Annotated in this window: 17 protein-coding genes and 1 pseudogene; 14 read left to right on the top strand and 4 right to left on the bottom strand. The window is 61.9% G+C overall.

Annotated features, from left to right (window positions below):
* Positions 1–168 (top strand): annotated as a pseudogene (locus AB4Z38_RS24895) (right-handed parallel beta-helix repeat-containing protein); the annotation flags it as partial.
* A gap of 157 nt (positions 169–325) precedes the next feature.
* On the opposite strand, the gene AB4Z38_RS24890 reads toward AB4Z38_RS24895, so the two are convergent.
* Positions 326–583 (bottom strand): hypothetical protein, encoded by a 258-nt coding sequence (locus AB4Z38_RS24890; protein WP_441432204.1) that lies wholly within the window; start codon positions 581–583, stop codon positions 326–328.
* 137 nt (positions 584–720) lie between these two features.
* On the bottom strand, positions 721–864 hold the full coding sequence (locus AB4Z38_RS24885) for a hypothetical protein (protein ID WP_441432203.1): 144 nt from the start codon (positions 862–864) through the stop codon (positions 721–723).
* 139 nt (positions 865–1,003) lie between these two features.
* Between AB4Z38_RS24885 and AB4Z38_RS24880 the strand changes: the two genes are divergently transcribed.
* The 3 genes from AB4Z38_RS24880 to AB4Z38_RS24870 are packed head-to-tail and all read left to right on the top strand — an operon-like array spanning position 1,004 to position 3,011.
* The gene (locus AB4Z38_RS24880) at positions 1,004–1,453 is read left to right on the top strand and encodes an ArsR/SmtB family transcription factor (protein ID WP_441432202.1); all 450 of its coding nucleotides are present in this window, start codon (positions 1,004–1,006) and stop codon (positions 1,451–1,453) included.
* The gene (locus tag AB4Z38_RS24875) at positions 1,450–2,397 is read left to right on the top strand and encodes a cation diffusion facilitator family transporter (protein ID WP_441432201.1); all 948 of its coding nucleotides are present in this window, start codon (positions 1,450–1,452) and stop codon (positions 2,395–2,397) included. Before AB4Z38_RS24880 ends, AB4Z38_RS24875 begins: the two co-directional genes overlap by 4 nt.
* On the top strand, positions 2,397–3,011 hold the full coding sequence (locus AB4Z38_RS24870) for a cation transporter (protein ID WP_441432200.1): 615 nt from the start codon (positions 2,397–2,399) through the stop codon (positions 3,009–3,011). The genes AB4Z38_RS24875 and AB4Z38_RS24870 overlap by 1 nt, the downstream gene beginning before the upstream one ends.
* Here the strand turns inward: AB4Z38_RS24870 and AB4Z38_RS24865 are convergent.
* Entirely contained in the window at positions 3,008–3,823 is an 816-nt protein-coding gene (locus AB4Z38_RS24865) for an MBL fold metallo-hydrolase (RefSeq protein WP_441432199.1), read from the bottom strand. The two genes, AB4Z38_RS24870 and AB4Z38_RS24865, sit on opposite strands and share 4 nt — an antisense overlap.
* 201 nt (positions 3,824–4,024) lie before the next feature.
* Between AB4Z38_RS24865 and AB4Z38_RS24860 the strand changes: the two genes are divergently transcribed.
* The 6 genes from AB4Z38_RS24860 to AB4Z38_RS24835 all read left to right on the top strand — a co-directional run bounded on the left by AB4Z38_RS24860 (position 4,025) and on the right by AB4Z38_RS24835 (position 10,465).
* Entirely contained in the window at positions 4,025–4,399 is a 375-nt protein-coding gene (locus tag AB4Z38_RS24860) for a DUF7793 family protein (RefSeq protein WP_441432198.1), read from the top strand.
* 39 nt (positions 4,400–4,438) lie between these two features.
* The gene (locus AB4Z38_RS24855) at positions 4,439–5,977 is read left to right on the top strand and encodes a putative bifunctional diguanylate cyclase/phosphodiesterase (RefSeq protein WP_441432197.1); all 1,539 of its coding nucleotides are present in this window, start codon (positions 4,439–4,441) and stop codon (positions 5,975–5,977) included.
* 9 nt (positions 5,978–5,986) lie between these two features.
* Positions 5,987–6,805, top strand: coding sequence for a class I SAM-dependent methyltransferase (locus AB4Z38_RS24850; protein ID WP_441432196.1), 819 nt, complete (start codon positions 5,987–5,989; stop codon positions 6,803–6,805).
* A gap of 139 nt (positions 6,806–6,944) precedes the next feature.
* Complete coding sequence (locus tag AB4Z38_RS24845; protein ID WP_441432195.1) at positions 6,945–8,051, top strand: EAL domain-containing protein; 1,107 nt, start codon at positions 6,945–6,947, stop codon at positions 8,049–8,051.
* Positions 8,052–8,243: 192 nt separating this feature from the next.
* Positions 8,244–9,749, top strand: coding sequence for an FAD-dependent oxidoreductase (locus AB4Z38_RS24840; RefSeq protein WP_441432194.1), 1,506 nt, complete (start codon positions 8,244–8,246; stop codon positions 9,747–9,749).
* A gap of 347 nt (positions 9,750–10,096) precedes the next feature.
* Positions 10,097–10,465, top strand: a complete 369-nt coding sequence (locus AB4Z38_RS24835) for a hypothetical protein (protein ID WP_441432193.1) — start codon at positions 10,097–10,099, stop codon at positions 10,463–10,465.
* A 245-nt stretch (positions 10,466–10,710) separates the two neighbouring features.
* Here AB4Z38_RS24835 and AB4Z38_RS24830 read toward each other — a convergent pair whose 3' ends face one another.
* Entirely contained in the window at positions 10,711–11,082 is a 372-nt protein-coding gene (locus tag AB4Z38_RS24830; protein WP_441432192.1) for a hypothetical protein, read from the bottom strand.
* 515 nt (positions 11,083–11,597) lie between these two features.
* Here AB4Z38_RS24830 and AB4Z38_RS24825 point away from each other — a divergent pair.
* The 4 genes from AB4Z38_RS24825 to AB4Z38_RS24810 form a co-directional block, all read left to right on the top strand.
* The gene (locus tag AB4Z38_RS24825) at positions 11,598–12,404 is read left to right on the top strand and encodes a hypothetical protein (protein WP_441432191.1); all 807 of its coding nucleotides are present in this window, start codon (positions 11,598–11,600) and stop codon (positions 12,402–12,404) included.
* Positions 12,405–12,431: 27 nt separating this feature from the next.
* Positions 12,432–12,710 (top strand): hypothetical protein, encoded by a 279-nt coding sequence (locus tag AB4Z38_RS24820; protein ID WP_441432190.1) that lies wholly within the window; start codon positions 12,432–12,434, stop codon positions 12,708–12,710.
* 42 nt (positions 12,711–12,752) lie between these two features.
* Entirely contained in the window at positions 12,753–13,046 is a 294-nt protein-coding gene (locus AB4Z38_RS24815; RefSeq protein WP_441432189.1) for a hypothetical protein, read from the top strand.
* A gap of 718 nt (positions 13,047–13,764) precedes the next feature.
* A partial coding sequence (locus tag AB4Z38_RS24810) for a hypothetical protein (RefSeq protein WP_441432188.1) occupies positions 13,765–16,400 on the top strand: 2,636 nt, incomplete at its 3' end.

Below are 16,400 nucleotides of genomic sequence, written 5' to 3'. Positions count from 1 at the left end.
GTGGACGCGCTGTTGACGACCGAAGCTACGGACGGCCTCGCCGTTACGGCCGTCATGGTTGATTCCGAATCAGCCCGGAATACGATCCTTGATTCCGGAAGTGACGGCCAAGTTATCGCAGACAGGGCCGTCAACGCCTTCAGGGCCACGCCCACGGTCGGTCTCTAGGCGGCAGATGCACTTGTGGCCCGAGGCCCAGCACCCGGTTCAAGCCCGGCTTCCTGAAGCGCGAACTGGCAGCTGATGCCCTCAAAATCGCTCCCAGAGGGCATCTACTGCCAGTTCGCGCTCGCCCGATGAACCGGCGTGAGTGTTCGGGATGGAGTTACCGCCGGTCCGTAGAATCGGGTGTCCGATGCGCGCTGAATACCGCAAAGAGGATTCCTCCCATCAAGGCAAAAAGCGAGCCGACGACGGAGAAGGAAACGACCGCGAATGGCCAGGTTGGACCCTGTTCGGGGTCGAGCCGCGAGGTGTTGAGGCCAAATACCGCCGAACCGATCCAGATGTAGTTGACGACCAGAACGGCGGCAGCTCCAAGGACTACGGCGACCATGAAGAGTAGTTTCTGCGCTTTGTACATGATCGTGCCCCCAATTTTTTTGTTGCTTCAAATGAGTACACAGGAAAATATCAGCCCCGCTGGCCTCTGGGTACCTCCAAATAGCGAAGATTGAGTCCACCATCAGCGAAACTTTCGTCTTGGATGCGACCGCACCCCTAGCGTCGCAGGGCGATGACGACGACGACCACAGTCGCCGCAGCGAGGATCGCCAACCCCACGTACGCAAGCACCTGAAGGCGCTGCTTCAGAATTTCCCGCTTCGATTCACGGGCCGAGAGCCCAATCATCTTGTTCCCCATACGGGGAGCGTACGCCGCGATTGTTTCGCTCAGGCAACAAGAGGGATAACTGTGAGGAAGTTCCCAGCTGGCAACCCCTGGCTGAGAACCGTGTCCCCTATACTGACATCTGAATACTTGTTCATATGTTGGAGGTCCCGTGGCTGCCCGTGAAGCTGTCGATGAATGCGGCGTGAAACTTGTCGACCCGGACAAGGTCGAACTCGTCCGGGCCGCCCTGCCCTCGGACCATGACATTGCCGAGCTGGCGGATGTGTTCTCGCTGCTGGGCGATCCGGGGCGCCTGCGGCTGTTGACGTCTCTGCTGGAAGGCGGGGAACTGTGCGTGTGCGACCTCGCGGCGACGACGGCGATGAGCGAGAGTGCGGTCAGTCATGCGTTGCGGCTGCTGCGGGCCCACCGGGTGGTTTCCGTTTCGAGGCGCGGCCGGATGGCTTACTACCGTCTGGACGATGCGCATGTCCGGATGCTGCTGGACCTGGGCTTGACCCACACCGGACATACCGTCGCCGTCCATCCCGAGCGCACGAGTCCCGCCAGCACCGGGCCGGCCAAGACCGCACCCGCCCGGAAGGCCAAGGGCCAATGAGCACCCACCACCACGACGCGGCAGGGAACACAGCCAAACACCACGCCCACAGCCACGCAATAGCAGCGAACGCGGACCGGCGCTATCTGGTTATCGCGCTGGCCCTGATCGTCGGCTTCATGATCGTCGAGGTGATTGTCGCCGTCGTTTCCGGGTCCTTGGCGCTGCTCTCGGACGCCGGGCACATGCTCACCGACGCCGGGGCGATCGCCGCGTCGCTGTGGGCGATCAGCCTCGCGGCCCGTCCGGCGCGGGGAATCTGGACGTTCGGATTCAAGCGCGCGGAAATCCTCTCCGCGGCCGCCAACGGAATCACCTTGCTGGTCATCAGCGCCCTCGTGGCTGTGGAGGCCATCCACCGCCTCCTCGATCCTCCACCGGTCGACGGCGGCCCGGTCCTGGTCGTCGCGATCCTCGGGGTCATCGTGAACCTCGTGGCGGTGTGGGTGCTGGCCAAAGCCAACCGGTCCAGCCTGAACGTCGAGGGATCCTTCCAGCACATCCTGACCGACCTCTACGGGTTCATCGCGACGGCGGTCGCCGGGTTCATCGTCCTGACCACCGGTTTTGCCCGTGCGGACGCGATCGCTTCGCTCATCGTGGTGGCCCTGATGCTGCACGCGGAGTGGGGGCTGCTGCGGGACTCAGGGAGGATCCTCCTGGAAGGCGCACCGGAAGGTGTCGACCTGGACCAGGTCAGGGAACACCTCCTCGAAACCGGGCACGTGCACGACGTCCACGACCTGCACGTCTGGACCGTCACCTCGGATCTTCCGGCCCTCTCCGCGCACGTCGTCCTGGACGAGAGCTGCTTCCACGACGGACATGCCCCGCTCATCCTTGACCAACTGCAAAGCTGCCTGACCGGGCATTTCGACGTCGAACACTCCACCTTCCAGCTCGAACCCGCCGGCCACGCCGTCCACGAAACCGGAACCCACTGATGACCACTCCCCTACCCCAGCCACAGACCACGGAACGCAGGCTCTTCTTGTTGCGCCGCGGGCTGCGGCTTGAATACGCAACCCTAGGCTGGAACGTGGTGGGCCTCGGAGTCCTGGCGGCCGCCGCCATTCAGGCCGGTTCCCCGGCCCTTGCCGGTTTCGGCTTGGATTCCCTGATCGAGATCTTCGCTTCGATCGTGGTGGTGTGGCAGCTCAAAGGCTCCCACAGGGAGCGCGAAGCCCCCGCGATGCGCCTGATAGGGATAGCCTTCGCCGTTCTCGGCGTTTACCTGCTCGTCCAGGTGGCCGTTGTGTTTGCCACGGGAGTCCGCCCTGCAACCTCAGGTCCGGGCATCGCCTGGACGGCCCTGACCTTCGCGGTCATGCTCGCCCTGGCGTGGGGCAAGATCCGCACCGGGCATCGCTTGGGCAATCCGGTGCTCCGCGCAGAAGGGAAAGTGACCTTGGTGGACGCCTACCTCGCGGGCGCTGTCCTGGCCGGGCTCGCCTTGAATGCGCTGTTCGGCTGGTGGTGGGCCGATCCGCTGGCCGGAGGCGTCATCATCTACTACGCGGTCCGCGAAGCCAGCCACGCCTTCAAACACACCCCTTAGTGGTGTGCTTGCGTCTCCTGGAGCCGCTTGATGAACCAGCGTGATTGCTCGGGTCCGTAGGGAAGCACCGGGATCGCTTTGGTAGCGTCCGACGGCGTGTCCCGGATCGACTGCCTTGCTTGCCGTACCGCTGTGGACATCGTGTCGGCCATGGTCTTCACGAATTGGTCGCTGCAGGGCTTGCCGTGGCCGGGGATGAGGAACTCGTAGCGGTGCCGCAGGGCGGAGATGTGCCGCAGGGCGTCTGCCCAATCTTCCGGGTAGGAGTCCTCGAACGAGGGGTGCGCGCCTTGTTCCACGAGGTCACCGGCGAAAAGGGTGCTGGGCGTGCCTACCAGGAGGTCGCCGTCCGTGTGGCCGCGGCCCAGGTAGAAGAGGGTGGCGGTGAGGCCGCCGAGGTCAACCAGGACGGGCTGGTCCTTGACGATCGCGTTGGGAATGACGAGTTCGACGGCGTCGCCCTTGCCCGCGGCCATCTCCGGTTCGGTGGCGGCGACGAAGCGGCGCTGGTGGTCGCCGTCGTCGTCGATTGTCGCAGCACAGTTGACGTGCCCCCAAAACTCGGTGACGCCGTCGTCGGCAAAAACGGCGTTGCCGAAGTAGTGGTCGTAGTGGGCGTGGGTGTTCACGACGACGAGCGGCAGCTGGGTCTTTTCGCGGACGGCGGCGAGGATCTGCCTGCCCTGGCGGGGGCCGCAACCGGTGTCGATCACCATGGCTCGTTCCGTGCCTACAACGAGGCCCGTGTTGAGCAGGCACCCTTCGGTCTCCAACACGTAGTTGTTAGGGCCGACTTCGAGCCATGCTGACATTGTTTCTCCGTCTGATGCGTTCCGGCAGTGTTCAGGCCTCGATTCTACCCACGTGGAGCCGGGAGGATCGGGAGGAAAGGCGCAGTTGAGACCCGGGCCGTTCGAAATCCGTAGAGGGCTTGAGGACCAATGCCCGGGAAGCTACGCTATCGGGACTAGCGATTGCTACTTGTTAACTAGGGACAGCCATAGGACGTGATCGTGGTGCCGGATACTGCGGACGGTGGAAAGGCCAGTGTCGCTTTAGGCGTCGACGGACTTCTCCATCTGCGCTGGCTTCCCGGGGTCGACATTCAAGTTGAGGATGCCCGGGCGGCCATGGCGAAAGTCAACGATCTATGCCAGCAGGATCAGCATCCAATGCTTGTAGACATGGCCACCGTCGCTTCCGTCAGCCGAGAGGCCAGGGGTATATGGTCTATTCCCTGCGGCGCTTCGCGCATCGCTTTGTTGGGTACGTCGCCTGTAGACCGGGTCCTGGCGAACTTCTTCCTCGGAGTGCACATCCCGCCTTGCCCGACCCGTTTTTTTACATCGCGCAGCGAGGCCTTGGACTGGCTTAATGCGGGTGTGTGAGCCCCGGATGTGCTTCCTGCTTCTGCCCGCTGCGCTTAGATGACCTCGAGGGAGAGCGTAGAGGACCCTCGCCTGCAGCTGCTGGTTGACGGCGTTGTCCGATTGGCTGCGGGCGATCTGGACGCACGCATTCAACCGTCGGAGCATCGGGATGACATTGATGCTGTCATCACGGGAGTCAACCTGCTCGCAGAGGAACTGGGCCACATTCATTCGGATCTGGAACAGCGGGTGGCCGCCCGCACGGCTATGTTGCGGCGAACGCAGGTCGAGCTGGAACAGATGGCCAAGACAGATTCCCTCACGGGCCTTGCAAACAGGACGCTGCTTACCGAGCGGATCCAGGAAGCGATCCTGTCCAGCACGGACGGCGGAAAAGCCCCGGCCGTGTTGCTCCTGGATCTGGACTCATTCAAGGTCATCAATGACATCCTGGGCCATAGCGCCGGTGACGCCGTGCTGGTGGAAGTTGCCAAACGTCTCCGCGCCGCCGCCAGGACACAGGATACTGTGGCCCGCCTGGGCGGGGATGAGTTTGCCATCCTCATTACCGCGGCCCCGGAAGAGGAGATCCTGCGAATTGCGCACCGTGCATCGGAGTATCTGCAGGACAGCATGTCTATCGGAATAGAAACGGTTTGGGCGATGGCGAGCATCGGCGTTTGCATCGGCAGGCCGGGGTACCGGGCGGAGGCGCTGATGCGCGATGCGGACATTGCCATGTACCAGGCAAAGGCGCGGGGCCGCAACAATGTCCAGCTCTTCCACCCGGAGATGCTCGACGCCGTCCAGGAGCGGTCGCGAATAACCGCCGAACTACGCACCGCTGTTGCCGGAGGGGAACTGGGGCTGCTGTATCAGCCGGTGGTCGAATTGGCTTCCGGCCGCGTCATTGGCATCGAAGCCCTCCTCCGATGGCATCACCCTGTCCGCGGAACCATCATGCCGGGCAGCTTCATTGGCATCGCAGAAGAAACCGGTCTGATCTTTGAGCTGGGACGGTGGGTGCTGCATGAAGGTCTCGCCCAAATGAGGCGCTGGAGCCAAACCGACCCGGACCTGACGGACTTTTGTCTGCACATCAATCTTTCTGCCGCCGAACTGCTGCGAACCGACTTGCTGGAGGACATCAGGGACACGCTGGACAGGTATGGCGTGGATCCGCGGCGTCTGGTCCTGGAGATCACCGAGACGGTATTGATGTCCCGGGGAACCGGACAGGAACAGGTCCTGAGCAGGCTCCGGGAGCTCGGCGTGGGGCTGCAAATTGACGACTTCGGTACCGGCTATTCGTCCATCAGCTACCTTCGGTCGCTTCCGGCAGACACAGTGAAGGTCGATCAGTCCCTCATAAAGGACATGGAGTCGGACCCCCGGCAGCAAAACTTCGTTTCAGCAATTCTGCAGCTGATTTTCGCTGCGGGGCTCAACGCGACCGTGGAAGGCATCGAAACCGCCGAGCAGGCGGCCCAGCTGCGGGCCATGGGTTGCCTCTACGGGCAAGGCTACTTTTACGGATATCCGGTACCGGCCGCGGAAATACCGCATCAGCTCCGCCGGCCCGCGCGGCATCTGTAGAGTTAGCGCATGTCGAAGCTTTGGGACCAGATGCTGCTTGTCCCCACAGTAGTCCGCCTCGCTTCCCGGGCACCGAGAAATCCGGACACCGCGTGGGAGGGATACTGGCGCGGAATCCGCACTACTGGCCGTTCCGGAGACGTGCTTTGGGACTCCGACTCCCCGGCCGAGCGTGCGCAGTACTCCGATGCGATTGCGGCTCATTTTGATCCAGCCCTTCCGGTAGTTGACGTCGGGTGTGGCAACGGAACCCACACCCGCTGGCTTGCCGGCCTGTTTCCACGAGTTCTCGGGATCGACGTATCCAAGGGGGCGATCGAGAGGGCGGGCAAGGAAGCAGAAGGCATCCAGAATGCCGACTTCATGGTTCTGGATGCTGCGGCGGCCGGTGCCGGAGAGCTCCTGTTGGAGCGGCTGGGGCCGGCCAATGTCTTTGTCCGCGGAGTCTTCCACGTCCTGAAACCCGGCAAGCAAACCGCCATGGCTGCCAACTTGCGAACCGTCATCGGGAACAGAGGCCGGGTATTACTGGCCGAAACCAACTTCCGCGGAAATAGCCTCGGTTACCTGACGGAGCTCGGCGCCACCCGGCAAAGCATGCCCCTGCAGCTGCGGCGCGCCTTGGAGAACCTTCCCCGGCCCGGGCATTTCGGTGCCAGGGAACGGCACGGCGTATTTTCGGATTCAGACTGGAAGTTGATTGCGGACGGCCCGGTTAATATCGAAGTGGTCCCGATGAACGCCAGCGGTCTTCCGCAGTGGGTCCCGGGATATTACGCACTCCTGTCGGGCGCGGAAGATTCCGGAGCAGAGCACGGACGGGCGTAACGGCACCCGGTGTACACGACGCGTTACATCCCAATGAAGATTTCATTTCAATCCGGGACGACCGGTTTATTCGGCTGTAGTGTTTGCCTTGTTTGCACGTCCCGGGCTCAGCCGGAGCTAAAGGCAAAGGAATAATTTCATGTCAACGCGGAAACCGTCTTTGAACAACGCCGGGACGCGGGCCAGTCCGGAGACTGTGGAGCCGCCCCTCGAGCAGTTGCGTGGGCTGCGTCTCCAGGTCCTGGAAATCATCGAGGAAGTCTTGTCGGACTCTTCGCAGGCAACGGAGGCGGTGCGCGAGCAACTTCGCCAGCACATTGCCGCCCACCCCGGGCGTCCGGAAGAGGCGCTGTTGGAGCACTTGTCTTCGCTCAGGTCGGTCCAGCCGGACGCGCAAGACGGCCCGGCTCCGCAAGACGGCCCGGAGCCGCAAGGCGACCCAAGCAGCCAGCACCCCAGCAGCCCGCGGCTTGAGGCGGTCCTCAGGGACCGGATGCTGATGACCGCCTTCCAGCCCGTTTTCGACCTCACCACCGGTACGGTCGTCGGCGCCGAGGCTTTGACCCGCTTCGTTAGCGATAGTGGTGACCCGGCCGATTATTGGTTCGCCGAAGCCGAGGACTCGGGGCTCCGAACTGACCTTGAATTCGCGGCGTTGGAGTCGGGGCTCAAGGCCGCGCTGGAGCTGCCGCCCCACCTTTTCGTGGCGTTGAAGCTTTCCGACGAGGTCTGCCTCGATCCGCGTCTTCCTGGGCTTTTCGATCAAACTCCGGTGGCGCCAAACCGGGTGATCCTTGAAGTCTCCGGGAAGTTCCCGCAGGAGCAGGCTGCTTCGCTTGACGCGGCGGTGGCTCCGCTGCGCAGCGCCGGCGTGCGCTTGTCCATCGAAAATACGGGTTCCTTCTTCGCCGGGGCCAGCCATATTCTTCGGCTCAAGCCGGAGATGATCAAGCTGGAGCGGAATCTGACTGCAGGTCTCAATCTGGATCCCCTTCGGCAGGAACTCGTCGAGGCGGAGGTCCGGTTCGCGCGGGAGATCGGGGCGCCCCTGACTGCCCAACGGATCGAAACCAAGGACGAACTCGCCACTCTTGCAGGCCTGGGAGTAACCCTCGGACAGGGTTACCACCTTGGCCGGCCCTCGGTCCAGCCTCGCGAATGGGCAAAGTGGGGCGGGCGTGCCCGGCATCTCGCCTCCCTTGGCGGTCGCGGCAGGACCCTGCGTACCTGGCTGAACCGGACCTGACAGACTAGCCCCCCAAAAGAACGGGGCAAATCAGGATACGGGCGCTTCAGGAAGTTTTGGACGGGCTAGGCGCACGACGGCGGCGCTCCCCTATTGCTTCTCTCGCGGCCTTCTGCTTCTCTGGCACTACCGGGCCGCCGCCGCGCTACTTCCGGTGTGGACCGCGACCGGCTGAAGGGACGTGGGACCGCTATGACTTCTTTGTGGCTAGACGCGCGCGAGGCTTCCGCAGCCGCGAGCCCCGATGAATTCACGCCCGGGAACAGTTACGACGCCGTCGTGGTCGGCGCCGGAATCACGGGCTTGGCCACGGCACTCATGCTGGCACGGACCGGGAGCAACGTGCTGGTCCTCGAGGCCCGACATATCGGAGCGGTCAACACCGGCAACACCACGGCCAAGCTGAGCCTGTTGCAGGGCACCACGCTGTCTCGGCTTCGGAACCAGTATTCCGTGAACGTGGTTCGTGCCTACGTTGACGCGAACAGGGCAGGCCAGAGGTGGCTGCTCGACTACCTCGAGGGCCGGGGCGTGCCTTACCAGTACCGGGATGCTTACACTTTCGCCACCACACCCACTGGCGCGGAACACCTCGTCGCCGAGGCCAACGTTTCGAGGGCTGCCGGGCTGAACGTCAAGTCCACCCGGGAGACGGGGCTGCCGTTCGACGTCGACGCCGCCTTGCGGCTTCCGAAGCAGGCCCAATTCAACCCGATGGACGTCCTGGATGCGCTGGCCGCGGATGTTCGCGCTGCCGGCGGCAGCATCGTGGAGGGTATCCGCGTCATGAACGTCCGCAACGGCGATCCCCTGACGGTGGTCACCAGGAAGGGCGAGGTCCGGGCCCGCAACGTGGTGCTCGCCACCGGGACACCCATCCTGAACCGCGGGCTCTACTTCGCGAAGCTGCGGCCGAATCGTTCGTACGCCGCCGCGCTGCGGCTGCCGGAAGGCATGAGCCCGCCGCCGGGGATGTACCTTTCCGCTGAGCCGCCCACCCGCTCGCTGAGGGACTATCCGGTGCCCGACGGCGGGGCGTTGCTTCTGGTGGGCGGGTTCGGGCATGCGGGCGGCCGGGCGCCGTCGACGCAGGTCCATGTGAACGAGCTGCTCGGCTGGGCTCAACAGCACTATCCGGGTGCCGAGGTGACGCACACGTGGGCTGCCCAGGATTACCAGGCCGGTAACCTCATGCCGTTCTTCGGCAGGTTCCCCCGGGGCCACGGGAAGATCTTCTTCGGCACCGGCTACAACAAGTGGGGGATGACAAATGGTGTAGCGGCGGCGCTGGATATCACCGCCGATATCCGTGGCGAAAAGCTCGAGTGGGCCCACACCATCCACCACCGGGTCACGGGTCCCCGCGGTGCAGCGTCGACGATTTCGTTGAACGTGGAGACGCAGCAGCAGAATTTCCGGGACAAGGCAGCCCTGAAGGAAAAGCCGGCCATCACGGAGGAAACCAACCCCGCCGAGGGCACGGGCGTCACGGGACTTTTCCATGGGAAGCCCGCGGCTATCTGCACGGTGGATGGCGTGGTGTGCAGGGTGTCCGCAGAATGCGCGCACCTGGGCGGGATCCTGCACTGGAACGACGCCGAAAAGTCCTGGGACTGCCCCCTGCACGGATCGCGTTACTCGGCCGCGGGAAAGCTACTGGAGGGGCCGGCGACGCACAATTTGTTCAAGCTGCAGTAGGGGTTGGGTGTTCAATATTCCTCCTCGTTCAATGTGATTGAACGAGGAGGACTACTGAGTGTTCGGGTGGAGACCTCACAAAAATTGCCGTTCGAACACTCAATTTTCCAATACAGCCACTCATTTCTTGTCCATCGGATAGTCAGTGGCAAATGCCGGCACTTATTCTGAACCTAAGGACCGGCGCCGATCCTGTTAGAGATCCAAATTCATAGAGAACAGGACGCAATACGGTCGTATCCCTTTGAGGCCCTGTGCCGAGTGGGGATCTGAGCACTCGTGTCTGGGCCGTCCTGTCCTGTTTCGGAATACAACAGGTTGGGGACATTGTGATGGGCGAGAGTCTAATGACCGTGCGATCTAGATACTGGTTTACTTTGAGTGCGTTGCTCGGCGCGACGGTAATCGTGGTTGGGTTCGCTCCTGTTCCGCTCCTTCTCGTTCTGGGCGGTTGCCTCATGGCGGTGTTTCTTGCGACCGCGGCCCTGTACGGTCAATGGCGACGCGAAGCGATGAGGTCTGGGGCGATGGCCGCACCGGTCCCTGTGTTCAGCGCCATCATCACATTCAACGTTGCACTTTTGCTCCGGGGGAGCGAACTCGGCTGGTACCTCGTTCCGGTCCTTGCAGCGGCCCTTTTCATCGGCTGTTTCGGATGGGCGCGCAAGCACGGGCCTTACGTAAAGCCGGAGGATGTCCGTGGGGGTCAATCGTGAAATGGTACAGCTACGCGCATCCGCCGATCTTTATGGTGTCCCTGTCGATCCTTTTTATGAGCAATTGGGACCTGTGGCTTCGAATCCTCTTGCCATCGATGGTTCTGGTTTTGTACGTGATCAATGAAGTAGTTCTTTACCGGAGGGAGAAGGCCGCGCGTGCACGCGCAGCTGAGCTCGATCAAAAGGAGACTATGGTGCGCGCCTACCGGGAGCCGCATTCCTAGAGTGCATCACCGCGCCGCTCAGCGTGGGTTAAGGCTAAAGCGTGCCGCCAGCTCGCCGGGGCGGTTGAAGCGGTTGAAGCGGTAGAAGAACGGACCGAGCTCTCCCCTGTCCAGCGTTGAGGTCAGGGTGATGAGGCTTTCCAGCAGCGGAGCCTTCGCCAAGTCGCCATGATGTATCGGCTCGAATCCTGCGTCCCGGATGAGTTGCTCGGTCGCCTCTCGAGCATCGGCGTCGGACGCGAAGAGGGTCCCAGGTAGCATTGGCTCCGCGTCGACGGCGTCATAGATCGAAGCGAAGTTGGTGTTGAAGGCCACATCGTGGCCTGCAGCCGTCCAGCGTCGCGCCAAGGCGCCGCCGACGTGACCTCGCCCAATCACGGTAATCCGCATGGATCCGACCTACTCATTCCGAGGCAATACCGACGAAGGACACCTCTCGGAGGCAACACTGCGGACTATTCGCTGGGGCCTACCGGCTCATGGCCACCCGATTCGCCACTCGAATTTCGTTCGGCGTCGCGGCAATCATCGCAGCGACCAACGAATTGATGTGGGCAATCGGGGCCGCCCTCGCCCTCCCCGCGGAGCAACGTAACTTTCATTCCGGTATCCTAGTCCCCCGCACGGGCCGCCGGAAGGCTTCGCAGCCCGGGTCTTTCCGGGGAACTGAGAGTGACCATCGGGGCGTAGATCGAGAAAACTTGCCAGAGTCGACTACGTTAATCCTCCTTTTCAAATGCCAAATTAATAACTCAGGTGGGACGAGTTTGCTCGAAATTGACTGGCGACTTTCCGAAGCATCGTTCAACGGACGCCCGAAAATCCCTTCCAACGAAGGCGAAAATGTCATAAGATCTGTTGCAAGCTGTGGGTCGCGGGGGCACCTATATGAATAGGAGTTTCCCTTGCGACGTCTACATATTTTTGCCTCAGCTACTGCATGTCTTTCTTTGATTGCGGCCATCTTTATTGCCGCACCAGCACAGGCAGGTACCGCTCAAAGGAACACGGCACCCCTGGAATGGGAAGATCAGCCGATACGAGCCGATACCAGTCGTGGAGTCCAGCCTGTCGTCTGGGATCTGGGGCTATCGCCTGCGCGAAGTGCCAGCCCAGAGCATGAAATCGCCAAGAAGTACGACGGCGTTTATGTGATGGACGAGAACGCCGTCGGAACCACGTTGGATGGAGGCGCAACTTTCTACCCGCTGCCGACCGAAGCCGAAGGGGCGCTAATCGTCACTCCTGAAGTTGCGAGGGATCTTCACCTCAAACCGGGCGAATTTCCCGTGTCTCAGCTTGGCAATCTCTACACATTGGCAAACGCGCCAGAAAAAAGCGACTCTATCTTGGCCCCGTCATTTCAAGCAGTGAGTGCAACGGCAGCGACCGACCACCACACGTCCTTCTGGGCCCCTCTGGGAGGTAGCTGGAGCGCCGAGATCCGGCGCTTAACGTCCTACAGCCATGTTTCAGAAAAGTACTACGGCTGGAGTGTTGCGCCCGCAGCCGACGTTGGCGTGTGCACCCAGGGATCCGGGTACTACACGGGCTACAACGGCGGGAGCTTTGGACTCTGGAAGCGTTGGTACGGAACCGGTTGCGGGAAGAGCGGGTCTAGCCGTGTCCCTTGGGACAACGTTCTCGCCTACCCCACGTTCATGGCCAAGTCCATGGTCGTGTACGCGGGTGTTCCGGGACAATTCAGGTAGAAGTCAACTAGTCATATAGGGGGTCGCATGGTCCAAGTAAGAAACCGGCTGCTCATTATTGGCGTCATTGTCTGCGCGGGCGGAGTCATCTTCGAAACGTTGGCCACAAACTTACTTTCGTTGCTTTTCTCCCTCCAAGGAGGGGCTGGCGCGGGCGTCGGCCTAGGGCTGACAGGCTTCATCGTTTCAGTCGTACGCTTCGGGCTTGCCCCGCTCGGCGCATCACTCGTAGCTCTCGGCATCGCAGCACACATACTCCGAAACCAAATCCCGGACCTTCTCAACAACAATAAGAAGAACGAGTAAGCAGCATTTGGAACCGGAATCTATTAGGACAGGAGTTTCAAAATGACCGCGAACGTAAACGGTACCGAAAGCGGCATCCTGTTTTCCCGACTGTGCGTAATTGTCGGGGTCATTGGGGGCGTCTTGGCAGTCCTGCACCCGCTTCTGGGGACTGCGCTGTCCGTGCTTGCGTTGGTGTGGGCTATTGCCGGTCAGCGCGGCACCGGTCAGCACGCGTACCGCATAGCGCTCTTAGTCAGTCTGGCCGTTCCGGTGATGAACACTGTAGTTCTGCTCACGTCACTGTCTGTTGGAACATCCGTTCCTGATCCCCTCCCGGCCGTGAAAATTAGCTAAGGCGCGAATGGAGGAGACCGTTTAGAAGGGTGAGCGGCTCGGATTGAGCCGCCCACCCTTCGTCGGTCCGGCAATCGCTACTTCCGCTGGCGGGGTCTTGAACCCGCGGAATGGAATCCGGCGCCATGAATAGGAGCTTCAATTGCAAACACCACATATTTTTGCCCACGTAAGAAACCGGCTACTCATTATTGGCGTGATTGTCTGCGCGGGCGGAGTTATCTTCGGAACATTGGCCACGAACTTACTTTCGCTGCTTTTCTCTCTCCAAGGAGGCGCCGGTGGGGGTGTCGGCCTATGGCTCACAAGCTTCATCGGTTCAGTCGTACGCTTCGGGCTTGCCCCGCTCGGCGCATCACTCGTAGCTCTCGGCATCGCAGCACACATGCTTCGAAACCAGATCCCAGACCTTCTCAACAACCATGGGAAGGACGAATAGACAGCATTTGGATTCGGGGCCCTCCGTTTCACCTGTGGCCACCTTCAGCAGCCCCGCCCTGACAAGTTGAAATCTCCTACTCCTCTCGTTCTGCGTTCCGTCTGAGCGCGGGCCGACGGTGAGGCGCTACTTGAAGCGGAGATTTTCCTGGCACCGGGCCGGTCAGAAAAAAGTTTTCAATTTCGCCGTCACGACTGGATGCCAGCTCTCACTTGATTGAGTGGAACGGCAGGAATGGTTAAAGGCCGCGCCGATCGTCACTACGAAAGGGCGCCGCACTTGAAGGCCTCATACAACCGCGTTTCACGCATCAGCAAAATGATGAAGAGCGTGCTGGCCAGCTTCGTCAATGCTGGAGCGTTTCGCCGTGCTGTCGCCTCAGTTGTGGCTGTTGCCCTGATCGTTCCACTTCTTGTCGCCTTCCAGACGGCCATGGGCGCCTCCGCGGCGAATGCGGGGGGATCCGGTGGGACAGTCACATCGACTGACGGTCGGATCACGGCGACCAAAACGGCAAGCACCTACAGCCTTCCACTGGGTGGTGGCAGCGTCACCTACACCTACACGGTCAAGAACAACACGAGCGCCAACGAATATTTCGTCGGCGCCTCTGACGACAAGTGTGGAACGCCCTCGAGCTCGGGGCTGAGCGGCGAGCTCTTCAACCCGTACGCATTCATCCCCGCGGGCGCAACCGTCACCTTCACCTGTACTCAGACGGTGACAGTCACAACCACGAACACCGCTACGTTCACTTTCAACACCTCGTGTGGCTTGTTCGGTTGTTTCGGGACATCCTCGACCGTCGCCCCGAAAGCCACCGTCGACGTGCAGGTGCCCACATACAACTGCGACACGATCTGGTACGGATCACTGAACAACAACGGCGGCGGAGTCGGAAGCCTTGGCACCCTGCTCCCCACCTCGACCCTCGTACGGGACATCACCGCGCCAGGCCAACCAGCGTTCGACAGTACCGCGGCCATAGCGATCAACCCGCTTGCCCCGAACTACATCTACTACACGCCACGAACCACAGCATCGTCAGCATCGTCCTTCTCCACAGCGCTCTACCGCTACGACACGGTGCGCGGAACCGAAACCCAGGTTGCGAGTGGTGCGTCGCTGGTGGCGTTCCAGACCAACCGGCTGGCCTTCGACGAAGGAGGCACCTTGTGGTCGCTGGCGAACAACGGCTTGATTTACAGCTGGACTGTGGCTGGCGGAGTGTCTACGGGGAAGACCGTGACGGCCAGCAACGGTGTCAACTTCGCCACGCTCGCATCAGGGGACATCGCCTTCGACGGCATCGGTAACATGTGGGCCCTGGTTGCTGACTCGTCATCCGGAACAACTTACCTTTATACAATCTCGGCAGCCAGCCTTGCGACCAGCACGCCGCAGGCCCAGCTCGTGGGCATCATGAGCGCACCAACCGGCAGCGGAGCGACGTTCTACAATGGCATCGCCTTCGACACCAACGGCAACCTCTACGCCTCGGCCAACAGTGGCACCGTCAACAACGGCAACACCTGGTACCTCTACACGATCAACAAAGATACGGGGGCCACCACCCAGAAAACCACTGGTACCGGGCGAGGCACGCTCGGAGACCTCGCATCATGTGCCCTGCCCAAGCCTCAGCTCACAGCATCCAAGTCCGTCAGCCCCAGTGGACCGGCCAAGGTCGGTGACACCCTCACCTACACGATCAAGGTCTCAAACATCGGCAACCTGTCTGCCACAGGTGCCACTTTCCAGGACGCGGTTCCCACCGGCACGAACTATCTCGCCGGTTCAACGACCCTCAACAACGCAACAGTCGCCGACTCAGGCGGCATGCCATACACGACGACCCGGGAGATCCACGGCTCCACCACGGCGAACGCCGGAGTCATCCCCGCCGGGGACGCAGCGACCATCACGTTCAAAGTCACCGTCAACGCAAGCGCCGGGACCAGCGTGAGCAACCAGGGGTCCGTCAAGTACGTCGGTGGCGGTGGCTCACCACTACTGACCGATGACCCATCGAAGCCCGGTGCCTCCGACCCGACAGTCACTACGATCTTCAGACCCGCCGTCGCGGTCGCCAAGACGGCTTCGCCCACCACGGTGAATGGCTCCGGATCCGTGACGTACACCTACGCGGTGACCACCGGCACAGGCAACGAACCAATCAAGAACGTCGTCCTGTCCGATGACAAATGCACCGTTCCCGCCACCTACACCGGCGATGCCAACTCCAACAACATCCTGGATCCAGGAGAGACATGGATCTTCACCTGCACCCAGATCATCTCGTCCACCACGACCAACACAGCCACAGTCACCGGCAAGGGGATCAGCACCAACGTCCCGGTAACAAGCACCGCGAAAGCAACCGTCACAGTAATCCCCCCGATCATCAACGTCGCCAAGACTGCCGGGGCGGTTACCGGTCCTGACGCGAACGGCAACTTTGTCGCGAACTACACTGTCACCGTCTCCAACACCGGCTCGGCGGCCGGGACTTACGGCGGACTGACGGACACGCCGGCGTTCGCCCCGAACCTGGCTGTCACGGGGGCTTCCTGGAGAACGTCCGGGGCCGGGGCTCCTGCGGGCGGTTCGTCCCCGGCACCGGGTCCTTACGCGCTGGCACCGGCCGGTTCGGTCATCGGTGCGGGGGTCACGCAGACCTTCAATCTCGCGGTGACGTTCCGCTACACGGACACCAGCCAGCCGGCGGCGTGCGCCGGGCCGGGGACGGGTCTGTTCAACTCGGTTGCGCTGCCGGCGGGCCAGGAGCAGGGCCCGACGTCGGACAACACCGCCTGCGCGACCCTCACGCCCCATCTGGTGGCTTCCAAGGGCGTGGATCCGGGGGCCGGGACCATGGTCGGGCCCGGGCAGGTTCTGAGTTACTCGCTGGCGTT

The organism is Arthrobacter sp. 2RAF6 (assembly GCF_052115205.1).
Lineage (GTDB): Bacteria > Actinomycetota > Actinomycetes > Actinomycetales > Micrococcaceae > Arthrobacter.
Note: the sequence above shows the minus strand (reverse complement) of the source record. Positions and strands in the feature narration are given on the sequence as shown.